We start from the raw sequence: 13201 nt of genomic DNA on the forward strand, positions 1-13201 counted from the left end.
CTGCAGCCTCCGCCGTTCATCGATGGCCCTTGATTCTGTATCTGTCGGAGTTATATCCTCGCCGCCAGGGCGGTCTGGTCGCCGTCTGCGCCTCTGCCTGCTCGAAGAGCCATCGTGAAAAAGGCGAGCGGCCCGGTTCTGCGCTCGATCGTCAGGCGACAGGACGTAGCAACCGCCGCCGTGACTGGCCGATTCGCGTGTGGCTCTGACCAGCAATCCTTCGGCCAGGCAGTCGTCGATCATGTGACGCCAGCCGGGCACCACGCCCTCGCCGAGAATCGCCATTTTCACGAACTCGGGATAGTGATTCACCAGACGGTCTGCGGCGATCACGGCATCTGCACACCATTCAGGTTGAGCCACTCGGCTCATGACATCCACTGCCGCTGACCACGGCCACACCCGACGAGCATGCCACCGTCAGTTTCTGATCGCCGCAGCGCTTCATGACGTCGAGCGTTGCTTCCGCGCAGTTCGCCAGCAACCACTGCACGTGCCTCCCGTCACGTTCACCAGCAATGGTCAGGCGAACGCGCGATGTTCGCGCACAAACAGCGATCGGCCCAAGAGAGCCTCGATCTGCGCGATTTGTCGGCTGCTTGCGCTTTGCGTGAGATGCAGTTCCGCCGCGTCGCGCAGCAGGAGGGCAATCATCGATCCGGAAACTCCGATGAACGCCGCCTCGCTTTTTTCAAAGCCGTTTGGGACATGCAACATATCAGCCAGCCCGTCGCGATTTTGTTGCCGGAGGCTGCGAGCCGAGCATCGATGCTTGCGAAAGAGACGTGTGGAATGGCCTCGCTCGATGATGGTCGCAGCTTGTCCGGCTGCATGTTTATCCACATAAATGTGCACTAATCCTCTCGAGGAATCGTGGATGCATTCTAGTGCCGACTTTGACCATGCGTGTATTTCGACATAGAACGTACTCGAAAACAAACAATGCGAAGCCGCGACGGCTCGATAGGGAGACGGCGTGAAAAAACCGAAAGCGCGTTGGCTGGCAGTGCTGCTGTTGGTCATGCTCGGCGTCACTGTTGCATCATGGCGAAGCATGACGCTGTCGCAGACGGCTTCCACCCGGCCCATACGATCCAACGCGATGGCCAGTGAGCGGAGCGAGCCGCCAATCGGCGCGTCAACCGGGGATGCGCTTGCCAAGGCCGGTTCCGCCGAGCGTCGGCTCGATCTCGTCGTACTGCGAAAGAGTCTCGCAGGTCGCGAGAATGCGGAACAGGAAGTGCAGCGCGTCGTCGCGTTCGCGCGTTTCCGCGATCGGGTCGCTGCATATGGCAGCGGTAGAAACAGCATGCCCGAGACGGAAAGGGCCATATTGGCCAGTCAGATTCTGGCAGAACTGCCCGAGCACGTCGCGCGCAACGAAATAGTCCCGGTGCAGGCCGAGGCGCTCAGCGCAGCACTGATTTCCGACGCGGCGGCGAATCCCGCGACGCGAAGCGCGGCCATCCAGGCAATGAGACAACAGTGGGATGGATATGCCCAGCAGACCGTGGGGGTGTCGCCTGCACAAGATCCACGGTATCCGACCTACGCGCGGCAGAGCCGAGACATCGTCCAGCAGGTTCAAGCGAGCGTATCCGATCCCGAACAGCAGCAGATCGTCATTGCGCAGCGCCTGCAAGCACTGCGCGTCCAGCTGTTCGATCGAGCGGCTCCGACCGACGAAACCCATTGAACGCGCCGCATGCGTGTCGTCGCGCGTGAGTGCGGCGGAAAACCGGGTCAACTGAAATGGAGGAGAGATGTCTGCTTCCAAATTGCTCAGGTGCTTCTGCGTCGCCGGTCTGCTAACCGGCGTCGCCGTCAATGGACATGCCGCGGATGCGGCGATGCCTGATCCGTCGATTCCCTATTATTCGTGGTACGAAGTCACGCTGCCGGAAAGCAGCGGCGCTTCGTGCGGCAACGGCACGCCGATGCGCTTCTACATCAATCGCGCGCAATCGGGCGATCTGCTCTACATGATGGAACCCGGCGGCGCATGTTGGGATCACGGTACCTGCACTGAAACCGCGACCGGTGCGGAGGCGGGGCTCGGCGCTTTCAATCCCGATGGCATTCCGCACAACTACGTGAACGGCACCACGCAGCAGAGCCTGAAATCGTCGTTCCTGTCGCCGCTGATGACGCGGATGGATCTCGCGCATATCCTCGTCGGCGAGCCGAAGGTGGAGACACAGGAATGGACACAGGTGTTCGTTCCATACTGCACCGGCGACATCCACATGGGCAGCGCGGTGCGCAACTACACGTCGCCCTCGGGCGATTGGCGGATCCAGCACTACAACGGCCTGAAGAACGTCCGAACGGTCGCGCAATGGCTCGTTGCCCACGGATTCGGCAAGCCGAACCGGTTGCTGGTGTATGGGATGAGCGCGGGCGGCTATGGAACGCTTGGCAACTATGCGACGCTGCGCAACACGTTGCAGCCGCAAATGCACAGCTCGCTGCTCGACGATGCCGGCACGGTCTTCAATACGCGCTTCGACGCCGATCCGGCGACGTATCCGTCCGTCGGGTTGTACGACAGAGTGCGCGCCGAATGGGGAATGTCCGGGCCCGACGGCATGATTACGATAAACAGCCGGCTGACTCGAAACTTCGATCCCGACAATATGGGCAGCGCCTATGCAGCGTTATCGGCGACCTATCCACGCGACCGCTTCGGCTTTTCGACGTATCGACGCGACAAGGTCATCGCTGCCTACCACTATCGCGCTTTCGTGCCCGCGGTGATCGCGGCGCCCGACGACGCGACCAAGGACAAACTATCGCTCGCGATGTTCGACGAGGAGCTCGATAATCTGAAACGGGTGCTGAATCCGTTGCCGAACTTCGGTTACTTCATGCCTTGGGCACGCGACGATTTCATCGGCAACCACCAGGTAACCGCAGTCAGCTTCACCGGATCCGGCATCCATGAAAACGGCATCGATGCGGATGTCGGAACGTTCGTCGGCGATCTGCTCAACCAGAAGGACCCGGCGGATGAGCCAGTCATGAAAGCGTACCGAACGGAGCAATGGTCGGATTTCACGTTCTCGACCTTCCTCGCCTGGATCGACAGCATCTTCAACTTCACTGGGGAGGCCGGACCGATTTCGGGACACCGGGCCTGACAGCACAAGCCGGGGGCCACGCCTTCCTCACTCGATCGATCGGCGCGTGCTTGCGGCTCCGCAAGGGGCTCAAGGCAAGCACTGCGCTGTCGCGGATTCGAGGCGCTGCTTTTGTCTTTCCGGTGCACCGCATGCGTCAATGCGCCCCACGCCGCCGCGTATCGCTGACGGCCTTGAGCAGGTCGTACTTGCGGATCTTTTCGTACAGCGTGCTTTTCGCGATGTCGAGCTGGTTGGCTGTCTTCGTCAGGTTGCCGCCGTGACGATCGAGCGCGCGGCGAATGTATTCGGCTTCGGCGCATTTCAGCGATGCGCTGCCACCGGACTCCGATTCGAGGGCGTCCTTCGCCGACGGCGCCATGTGCGCCGCTGAGTCGGCGGACACGCCGATTTCCGCCGGCAGCTTGTCCGCCGTGATGACAGGTCCGTCGGACAGCAGCAGCGAGCCCTCGATCGCATTGCGAAGCTCGCGCACGTTGCCCGGCCACGGATATTCCATCAGTCGCGCATACGCATCGTCGTCGAACGTTCGCGGCGGCAAGCCGTAGCATTCGCACAAATGCGCGAGCCAATGTGCGATGAGCGACGGTAAATCCTCGGCGCGTTCGCGCAGATTCGGTATCGACACGGTCGTGACGGCGATTCGGTAGAAGAGGTCCATCCGGAACATCCCCTTCGCGATCGCGTCTTTCAGGTCGCGGTGCGTCGCGGCGACGAGCCGGAAGTTCACCTTGCGCGACGCGTTCTCGCCGAGCCGGTAGATTTCGTTCTCCTCGAGGACGCGCAGCAGATGAGGCTGGATGTCGAGCGGCATTTCGCCGATCTCGTCGAGAAACAGCGTGCCGCCGTCGGCCGCCTCGATCTTGCCCGCCGCGCCCGATTTACGCGCGCCGGTGAACGCGCCTTCCGCGTATCCGAACAACTCGCTCGCGAGCAGGTCTCTCGATAGTCCGCCGCAGTTGAGCGCGACGAACGGGCCGTCGGCGCGCTCGCTCGCCTGATGAATGCCTTGCGCGAACAGCTCCTTGCCGACGCCCGTCTCGCCCAGCAGCAACACCGGCACTTTCGACGGCGCGAGCTGACGCGCCTTGACGACGGCCGCACGGAGTGCGGCGCTGTCTCCGACGATGCGCTCGAACGCGCTGGATGCCGAACGATGCCGATCCGGCTCGCGGACGATCGGACCGGTGCGGCGTGGCGTTCCGCTTCCCGGTATCACGACCATGTAGCCGAGCACGTCCGCGCCTTCGCTCAACGTTTCGACGTGGCTGCCGCGCAGCCATGCGGGCGCGTTCGAGATCGCGCCGCCGCGCTTGCATGCGTCCAGTCCCGGTAGCGAGAACTCCGCGCCGAGCTGCACGTCGAATCCCCGTCTGCGCAGCGTCGGCACGACCTGCGGATTCGCCTTGACGAGGCGTCCGCGATCGTCGACGACGAGCGTCGCCTCGGTACTCGCCGCGCCGAGGCGGGGGGCGCAGCGATCGAGCAGGCGCAGCCGGCGCTCCATCGCGTCTTTCGCGAGACGGCCTTCGATGCGTCCGGCGAGCGATACGGCGAGTGCGAGGCTGTAGCGGCTGTAGGTATCCGCGAGACCCGACACGTCGATGACGCCGAGCACGTGACCGTCGACGGGGTCCTGAATCACCGTCGCCGAACAGGTCCAGCGCTTGATGCCGGCGCAAAAATGTTCAGCGCCATGGATCTGCACGGGCTGTTTCAGCGCGAGCGCGGTGCCGATCGCATTGGTGCCGCAGTTGAGCTCGGTCCAGTCGCAGCCGGGAACGAGTCCGACTTCGCTCGCGGGCTCGAGTATCCGCATGTCGCCTTCTTGCTGCAGGATCATGCCGCTCGAATCGGCGAGCAGCATCACGGTGCCCGTCTGCGACAGAAACTCGCGAGTCTGCTGCATCAGCGGCAGGCTGACGTCGATGAGGCGCCTTTGGCCCGTGCGCCATTGATCGAGGCGTTCGTCGTCGAGCGGCGGCGGCGCCCGGTCGACGCCGGGATCGACGTGGCCGACGAGGCAGCGTTGCCACGAATCGTCGACGACGCCGCGTACGTTGGTCGAGCGCCATTCGCCGCCCGTCACCAAGTGTTCCCACGCGGCCATGATGCGCGTGTCATGTTGAGGACTGGGAAACCAGTCCATGGGCGTGCCTGTCTGCTGCATGCTTGTCTCCTGACGATTCGCAAGCGGGGCGAACCGCATGGCCGTCCGTCCGGCCTTTTGTCTCGACGTTCGACGTTCGACGCCGCGGCGCTTGCAGTCGCCGCGCGGTCGTGCCGGATATCGTACTCCGAACCGTCTTTGACGTCGGTTCGGACGATGCAGGACAAGCAATGCCCGCGCCAACCGATGACCGAACCGGAACGTCCGCATATGCGTCGGCGACCGGCGTTCGCGGTCGCCCGAAAATAGATCGGCCGTCCGAAAATCGAACGGCCGGAAATCGAACGTTGGGTTCGTGAGGCGGGAAGCGAAGCGGACTCGCGGCCCGATGCCGCGAGTCGAGTCAATCGTCAGATCAATCGGCGCGCGCCGGAACCGGCAGGCCGACCCATTCCGAATAGAACGCGTCGATGTCGGGCTCGAAGTCGTGGACGACGGGATACCACGGCGTCGGCGCTTCGACGTCGTGCATCGCGCCGCACGTCGGGCAGTAGTACTCGCGATACACCTGCCATTGCGTGTCGGGTGCCATCAGCCGTGGATAGACTTCGTCCATCGCTTCCTCGGCGTCGCGCACGAAGATGTTCGCGTGCAGCTTCCAGTTCTCCCGGTAATCGCAGAACACGTGGCCGCAGTCGCACTGCGTGACCCATTGCTTCGTCGCCCGCTGCTGCACGATGTACAGGTGCGGGCCGAGCGGCAACACGATGCGATCCTTCCAGCCGAGCTTGTGCTGCAAGGCGTCGACATACATGCTGAACCGCTCGCCGTCCTTCGGCATCGACAGCATGCGCAGCGTGGTGTCCCAGTCGAGCTTGCCGTCGACCATGTTCCTGATCTGTTCCTTCGTGTAAGTAGACATCTCCAGTCCTCTTCGATGGTTGCGCGCCGGGCGGCCGGGCTCACTCTTCGACGAGCACGACGGTGTTGACGTCGGGCATCTTCGACAGATCCATGCGGAACTTCGAGCCGTAGGTCGGCACGTCGAGCTCGTCTTCGGTGAGCGTCCAGCTATCCGGCAGGTCCCAGAACGTGCGGAACCGCTGCTCGAACTGCATCGACAGGCCGAAGCTCGTCGCGAACATGTGCCGCACCTGCGTCGACGCATGCTTCACCAGGATCCGCTCGCGTTCGCCCTTCATCCATTCGCGGGTCGGTTGCGAACGGGCAAGGCGCGCGTTGCGGATCTCGACGCGCTGCAATGTGGTCGCCTTCGCGTCGACGGTCCAGACGCCGTTCGCATCGCGGGTCGCGACCGCGCCGTAGACCTTCTGCGCATACTCGGGCAACAGCAGCGCATTGTTCAGGTCGTGCTCGATCGCGTCGATTTCTCGGTCGAGCGGATCGCCGAAACCGGGGCCGCCTCGCAGGTAGTTCAGATAGAGATCGTGGTTGCCGTAGCAGTCCTCCGTCGTCATGCATTGCTGGTCGCGCTTGACGACTGCGCCCGCGTTCAGGTGATTCTCGTAGTCGGGAAGATCCGGATTCGCGTCGCCGCCGAGCGGCAGGCTCTCGCCGAGTTCGATGCGCTCCTTCAGGCCGGTGCGGTGCGCTTCGAAGCGATAGCCGGTCGCTGCCGGATAGCCGCCCATCAGGCCCCAGTCGCTGTTCATGTAGCCGTTGCCCATGAAGAACATCGTCCAGTCCTGCGCCTTCCAGACCATGCGCAATGTCTCGAAGCCGCAGCCGCCCCGGTACTTGCCGTAGCCGCCGGAGTTCGATTTCACGTTGCGGCCGAGATAGAGCAGCGGTTCGGCCATCTCCCAGATTTCGATGTCGCCCATGTCGCCTTCGGGATTCCAGATCGCGGCGGCGTGATTGAGGCCGTCCTTGATCGCGCACGCGCCGGTGCCGCACGACGACGCCTCGAAGCTGTTGACCGCATGGATGTCGCCGTCCTGGTTGATCCCGCCGCCTTGCAGCCAGTTCGACGTGTTCGCGTTGCCCGCGTTGACTTCCTCGAGATAGCCGCGGCTGAAGTAGGCTTGCGACAGGCCGCGCCACAACGCACTCCAGCCCGACACGAGGAAGTGCCACGCATACGCGTGGCCCGTGCGGCGATCGTCCGGATTCATCCACGCGCCCTTCGGCAGATGGAATTCGGTGCCGAAATACGCGCCGTCGTTGATGCGCTGCGTGGGGACGAGCGTTTGCGTCATCATCACCCAGATGCCGCTCGTGAACGCGACCTGATGCGCGTTGTACGAGTGCCAGCCCCAGCGGCTCGCGCCTTCGAAATCGAGACGCCAGGTGCCGTCCTTGCGGATTTCCATCTCGACGGGAGCGTGCATGATCGAGTCGAGCTTCGCGAACGCGGACGACGTCTGCACGTCCGGATGGTTGTACGGCACGTCGACGAAGGCGACCTTCCGATACTTGCCGGGCAGCGTCATCGCCTTGATGCGGGTCTGCAGGCCGCGTCGGCCTTCCTCGATCACTTCGTACGCGAACTTCTCGTACGCGTCGAGGCCTTCTTTCTCGATGACTTCCTCGATCAGGCCGCGGATCATGTGACAGCCCGCGATGCGCGTGCGCTCGTCGAGAATCCAGTACTTCGGCGTGCGAACCGAGCGCTGGCTCTCGTGCAGCCAGTCGCGCAGCGGCGTGTCGTTCACGCCGGTCTTGCGGCACGTGATCATGTAGCCGTCGCCGAAACGCTGCACCTGTCCCGTCGACATCGAGCCCGGCGTCACCGCGCCCGTATCGATCACGTGCGTCACGCCGCCGACCCAGCCGACGAGCCTGCCGTGCGCGAAGATCGGCACGATCGTCGCGATATCGCACGGATGGACGTTGCCGATCGAGCAATCGTTGTTGGTGAACATGTCACCCGGATGAATGCCGGGATTCGCCTCCCAGTTGTTTTCGATCATGTACTTGATCGCCGCGCCCATCGTGCCGACGTGGATGATGATCCCCGTCGACGTCAGCACGCAGTCGCCTGCCGCGTTGTAGAGCGTGAAGCACAGTTCGCCTTCCTGTTCGACGATCGGGCTCGCGGCGATCTTCTTCGCGGTTTCGCGCGCATGCACGAGCCCGCCGCGCAGCTTCGAGAACATCTTCTCGTAGCGGATCGGGTCGCTCTCGCGCAATTCGAGGCGCTGGAGACCGTTGTAATGGCCGGTCTGCGCGGTGCGCCCGAGGATGCCGTCGCGAAACTGCTTCAGCGTCTGGCCGTTCTTGAGCAGATCAGCGAAGCCGACTTCCTGGCTGGATATCATGTTCATCGCGTGTCTCCTTACTTGATTTCCTTGAGATGGAAGAGCCGGTGCTTGTCGAGCGTCGTTTCGAATCCGTCGGGCACGACGAACGTCGTTGCGTCGGATTCGACGATCGCAGGCCCGGTGATCACGTTGCCCGGCTTGAGCGCCTCCATCCGCCAGAGCACGGCCTCGTGCCATTGTTTGTGGCGATAGAGCCGCCGCGTGCCGATGCGTGCGTCCGCAGGCGGCTTCGCGCCGCCCTCAGGGTCTTCCGGCAGAACCGGCTTCTGCGTGACGACCATGCCGCGCATGATCGCGCCCGTGACCGAGAAGCCCAGCTCGGGCGAGCGCGCCGAGCTTGCGTAGACGCGGCCGTAGGTGTCCTCGAACGCGGCGACGATCCGGTTCCAGTCGTCGGCGCTCGCCGCGCTCGCGATCGGCGACTCGATTTCGAGATCGTTCAGTTGTCCCATGTACTGCATCCGGAAGCCGGGGCGCAGAATCACGTCGCGCTCGTCGAAGCCGTTGATCCTGAATTCCTCGACGACCTTCGCGGCCAGCTCGGCCCATGCCTTCTGGATCGTCTGCGCGGCCTGCGTCTTGTCGGCGTCCGGTGCGAGCTGCGGCAGCGCGAGATCGACGCTCTTGTCGTAGCGGTATTCGAAGTCCGCGCACGCGCAGCCGAATGCGGAGAAGCCCGCGGCCCATGCGGGCACGATGACGTCCTTGAAGCCGAGCCCTTCGGTGTACCCGTACGTATGGACTGGGCCGGCACCGCCGTACGAGAAGCAGACGAACTCGGTCGGGTTGTAGCCCTTCGCGCTGACGTTCGAACGCAGGTATTCGCGCAATTGCAGGTCGAGCAGCTCGATCACGCCAGCCGCCGCGCCCTCGACCGAGAGGCCGAGCGGATCGGCGACCTGCGCCTTGATGTGCTCGCGCGCGCGGTTCACGTCGAGCTTGATCTGTCCGCCGAGGAAATTGTCGGGATTCAGATAGCCGAGCACTACGTGACAGTCGGACACGGACACCGTCGCGAGGCCGCTGTCGGGCCAGCACGTGCCGACGCGATAGCCGGCGCTGTCCGGGCCGAGCTTGATCGCGCCGCTGTACGGATCGAGCCGCACGAAGCTGCCGGCGCCCGCGCCGACCGAATCCATCGTGACGAGCGGCAGCGACAGCACGAGGCGCGCCATGTCGGGATCCGAAGCGATCGCGAAGTTGCCCTTCGTGATGAGCGCCATGTCGAACGACGTGCCGCCGATGTCCGAGCACGCGATGTTGTCGTAGCCGAGCGTCTCGCCGAGGAGCTTCGAACCGATCACGCCGCCGATCGGCCCCGATACGATGGTGCGCGCGAGCTCCTTCGCTTTCCAGCTGATCGTGCCGCCGTGCGTCGCCATCACGCGCAGGTCGAACTTCGCGCCGTGCTTGCGGAAGCGGTCGCTGACCTTCTTCAACGTTTGCCGGGACGGTTCGGCCGCGTACGCTTCGAGCACGGTCGTGTTCATCCGGTGGCTTTCCTTGCGCTGCGGATAGTAGTCGATCGACGCGAAGACGGGGATGTCCGCGCGGATCGCCGTCAGTTCGTCGCGCGCGACGTCGCGCGCGCGCCGCTCGCTCATCGCGTTCTTGTGCGACTGCAGCAGGCAGATGACGATGGCCTTCGCGCCCGCGGCGACGAGCTCGCGCGTCGCCTGCCGCACTTCCGCCTCGCGCAGCGGGATGACGACGCCGCCCTGCACGTCGGTGCGTTCGGTGACACCGCGCGTGCGCGACAGCGGCACGAGCGGTTCGTCGTAGCGGTGCGTGTTCAGATGGATCCGCTCTTCGAGCGCGTAGCCGAGGTAGCTCTGGATCGCGCGACCCATCGAGTGAATATGCTCGAAGCCCTTGTTCACGATCAGGCCGACGTCGAGCCCCTTGCGCTGCACGACGCGGTTCAGCATCGCCGTGCCGGAGTACACGCACGTGAGCAGTTCTGGATACACGTCGTCGACGTCGCGCTGCCAATGGGCGAGCGCGTCCTGCGATGAATCGAGGATCGCGAGCGATTCGTCTTCGGGATTGCTTTGCGCCTTGCCGACGACGAACCGCCCGTCCGCACGCACGAAGAAGGTGTCGGTCATCGTGCCGCCTGCGTCGATGCCCAGCACCTGGACTTGCGAAAGCCCGTCCATGTTTTCGTCTCCAGTGATTGATGTAGTCGTGAGCCGCGATGCGATCGATTGAACGCGTTCGACGCATCGGAAGCGAAGGCTCGGAGACGACATTGCAATAGCCGTGCCAGTGGCGGGCGGTGCGCGAGCATGCGCGGCGCAACGAGGCGCGACGGACGATGGCGCTGGTGGGGAAGAGCTCGTCGCGCGCGCGAGGCCGGTAAAACGACCGGATTTCGAACTGGCGGCGCGTTCGAATGCCGGTCGGGGAGAGGGCGTCAGCGTCGATTGCGGCGATGCTCACGACCGCCGGCCGCGCATCGTTCGCTGCCGAGACGGCCTGCGCCGAAGTGTGTCGTGAAGCACCGTTGAACAATCCCGCCGCGTGTGCTTCTGCTGTAGGGGCGCAGCGTTCGGCAACCGCGTGACGAGATCAAGCACGTTGTTCGTGTGAACAGGCGCGAGTCAGTCGGCTCCGAGCGCTGGCTCGTCGCGCCCGAGCGTCGCGCGTTTTTTCGATGTCCGGCAACGGCCGTCTCGCCGCACGCCGCGATATCGATGCAGGTCCTGCGATTCCCGGCGCGGTGCTGCCACGCTGCGCCAAGGGCAAAGGGGCAAAGGGCAGACGACAGACGACAGACGGCAGACGGCAGACGGCAGACGACAACGAACCGCTGCCGCTCACTTGGCAAAGCGCTTGCGCAGCCGCTCTTCGATGAATCCGAGAAACACCCGGCAGGCCGCCATGTCCTGCCGATGCTGCGGATAAACGGCGTTCACCGGCAACGGAGACTGCGCGAACGGTTCGAGCACGGTCACGAGCGTGCCCGCATCCAGCGCGGGCGCGACGATGAAGTGCGGCAGCAGCGCGACGCCGAGCCCCGCGACGGCCGCGTCGCGGATCACGTCGCCGTTGTTCGCGAGCAGCGCGCCCTGCACTTCGAACGTACGGCGCGCGCCGTCGATTGCGAACTCCCAGCCGGTGCGCCCCTCCTGGCCGTACAGCAGGCACGTGTGCCGATGCAGATCGGCGGGCGTCGCCGGCGCGCCCCGGCTGCGCCGGTAAGCAGGGCTGCAGCACGCGACCATCCGCAATTCGCCGAGGCGGCGCGCGATCAGCGTCGAATCGGGCAGCGCGCCGATGCGCAGCGCGAGGTCGAATCCTTCGCCGATCAGATCGACGTGGCGGTCGCTGAGCTCGAGATGCAGCCGGACGGCCGGGTGCTGGACGAGGAACTCGGCGATCAGCGGCGACACGTGCGTGATGCCGAACGACATCGGCGCGCTGATCTTGAGTGTCCCGCGCAGGTCGCGGCGGCGCGCGGACATCGCCTCCTCGGTGTCCGCGATCTCGGCGAGGATGCGCGTCGCGCGCGAGTGGAACTCCTGGCCGAGCTCCGTCACCGCGAGCTTGCGCGTGTTGCGCACGAGCAGCCGGATGCCGAGCGACGCCTCGAGCGCCATTACCCGCCGGCTGACGAACTGCTTCGACAGCAGGAGCTTGTCTGCCGCGCCCGTGAAGCTTCCCGCCTCCACCGTCGCGACGAATATCCGAAGGTCGTCGAATTGCATGATTGTCCACTAAACGGAGACAGTAATTATCTTTCCATTTATATAAGTATCAATCTAGTTGACGTAAGCTGCAAGCACCGATCGACGAGGCGCGCAACCCGCAGCGCCCGCGATGCAACGGAGGTCATCATGATTGAAGTCAGAGCAGCCAATCAACGCGGCCGCGCCGAACACGGCTGGCTCAGATCGCGTCACACGTTCTCGTTCGCCGAATACTACGATCCGGCGCAGGTCGGGTTTTCGGACCTGCTGGTGATCAATGACGATCGCGTCGCGCCCGGCCGCGGTTTCGGCATGCATCCCCATCGCGACATGGAGATCCTGTCGTACGTGCTCGAAGGCGCGCTCGAGCACCGCGACACGATGGGCACGGGCTCGGTGATCGTACCGGGCGACGTGCAGCTGATGAGCGCGGGCAAGGGCATCGCGCACAGCGAATTCAACCATTCGGCGGCGGAGCCCGTGCATTTCCTGCAGATCTGGATCGGGCCGTCGGTGCGGGGCGTCGAGCCGCGCTATCAGCAGGCCAGCGTGAGCGACGACGAAAAGCGCGGGAAGCTGCGCCTCATCGTGTCGCCCGAAGGTCGGGACGGCTCGTTGAAGATTCGCCAGGACACGCGGGTTTACGCGGGCCTGTTCGACGGCGATGCGAGTGAGCAGTTCGTGCTGCCGGCGGAACGCTTCGCGTACGTTCACGTCGCGCGCGGATCGGTGACGGTCAACGGCGTCGCGCTGCAAGAGGGCGACGGCGCGCGGATTCGCGATGAGCAGGCGCTGCAGATCGCGAACGGCAAGCAGGCGGAGGTCCTGTTGTTCGATCTGCGGCCGATCGAAGTCACCGCCGAGTGGGCGTGACATCGTCGAGCTTCGGGTGGCCGTGCGAGGACGGCGGCGGCACGGGGCACGCCGTGCGCGCGCCGTTCGGCCGCCCACTGCGCGCGGCGATCCGCGCGCGCA

8 protein-coding genes and 1 pseudogene are annotated in these 13201 nt (G+C 64.4%); 3 read left to right on the forward strand and 6 right to left on the reverse strand.

Annotated features, from left to right (window positions below):
• Window positions 1–16: 16 nt before the first annotated feature.
• Window positions 17–648, reverse strand: a pseudogene (locus WS69_RS29690) (LysR family transcriptional regulator); the annotation flags it as partial.
• 328 nt (window positions 649–976) lie between these two features.
• Here WS69_RS29690 and plcR point away from each other — a divergent pair.
• On the forward strand, window positions 977–1696 hold the full coding sequence (gene plcR, locus WS69_RS00180) for a phospholipase C accessory protein PlcR (RefSeq protein WP_162498994.1): 720 nt from the start codon (window positions 977–979) through the stop codon (window positions 1694–1696).
• A 67-nt stretch (window positions 1697–1763) separates the two neighbouring features.
• Window positions 1764–3140 carry a pectin acetylesterase-family hydrolase gene (locus tag WS69_RS00185; protein WP_059468834.1) on the forward strand — a complete coding sequence of 459 codons (1377 nt, stop codon included), beginning with the start codon at window positions 1764–1766 and terminating at the stop codon, window positions 3138–3140.
• Window positions 3141–3276: 136 nt separating this feature from the next.
• Here the strand turns inward: WS69_RS00185 and WS69_RS00190 are convergent, their stop codons facing one another.
• From WS69_RS00190 to WS69_RS00210, 5 genes are all read right to left on the reverse strand, one after another.
• On the reverse strand, window positions 3277–5310 hold the full coding sequence (locus WS69_RS00190) for a sigma-54-dependent Fis family transcriptional regulator (protein WP_231747039.1): 2034 nt from the start codon (window positions 5308–5310) through the stop codon (window positions 3277–3279).
• A gap of 355 nt (window positions 5311–5665) precedes the next feature.
• Window positions 5666–6172, reverse strand: coding sequence for an acetone carboxylase subunit gamma (locus WS69_RS00195; protein WP_059468836.1), 507 nt, complete (start codon window positions 6170–6172; stop codon window positions 5666–5668).
• A 40-nt stretch (window positions 6173–6212) separates the two neighbouring features.
• Window positions 6213–8537, reverse strand: coding sequence for a hydantoinase B/oxoprolinase family protein (locus WS69_RS00200; RefSeq protein ID WP_059468837.1), 2325 nt, complete (start codon window positions 8535–8537; stop codon window positions 6213–6215).
• A gap of 11 nt (window positions 8538–8548) precedes the next feature.
• On the reverse strand, window positions 8549–10693 hold the full coding sequence (locus WS69_RS00205) for a hydantoinase/oxoprolinase family protein (protein ID WP_059468838.1): 2145 nt from the start codon (window positions 10691–10693) through the stop codon (window positions 8549–8551).
• 660 nt (window positions 10694–11353) lie between these two features.
• Complete coding sequence (locus WS69_RS00210) at window positions 11354–12244, reverse strand: LysR family transcriptional regulator (RefSeq protein WP_059468839.1); 891 nt, start codon at window positions 12242–12244, stop codon at window positions 11354–11356.
• A gap of 129 nt (window positions 12245–12373) precedes the next feature.
• Here WS69_RS00210 and WS69_RS00215 point away from each other — a divergent pair, with 129 nt between their 5' ends.
• Window positions 12374–13099, forward strand: coding sequence for a pirin family protein (locus tag WS69_RS00215; protein ID WP_059468840.1), 726 nt, complete (start codon window positions 12374–12376; stop codon window positions 13097–13099).
• Window positions 13100–13201 lie beyond the last annotated feature (102 nt).

The organism is Burkholderia sp. BDU5, assembly GCF_001522845.1.
In the GTDB taxonomy this organism is placed as follows: domain Bacteria; phylum Pseudomonadota; class Gammaproteobacteria; order Burkholderiales; family Burkholderiaceae; genus Burkholderia; species Burkholderia mayonis.

Bases quoted from the DNA above. Each gene is read 5' to 3' on its own strand.
- WS69_RS00185 (WP_059468834.1), top strand. From the start codon at position 1,764: ATGTCTGCTTCCAAATTGCTCAGGTGCTTCTGCGTCGCCGGTCTGCTA.
- WS69_RS00190 (WP_231747039.1), bottom strand. From the start codon at position 5,310: ATGCAGCAGACAGGCACGCCCATGGACTGGTTTCCCAGTCCTCAACAT.
- WS69_RS00195 (WP_059468836.1), bottom strand. From the start codon at position 6,172: ATGTCTACTTACACGAAGGAACAGATCAGGAACATGGTCGACGGCAAG.
- WS69_RS00200 (WP_059468837.1), bottom strand. From the start codon at position 8,537: ATGAACATGATATCCAGCCAGGAAGTCGGCTTCGCTGATCTGCTCAAG.
- WS69_RS00205 (WP_059468838.1), bottom strand. From the start codon at position 10,693: ATGGACGGGCTTTCGCAAGTCCAGGTGCTGGGCATCGACGCAGGCGGC.
- WS69_RS00210 (WP_059468839.1), bottom strand. From the start codon at position 12,244: ATGCAATTCGACGACCTTCGGATATTCGTCGCGACGGTGGAGGCGGGA.
- WS69_RS00215 (WP_059468840.1), top strand. From the start codon at position 12,374: ATGATTGAAGTCAGAGCAGCCAATCAACGCGGCCGCGCCGAACACGGC.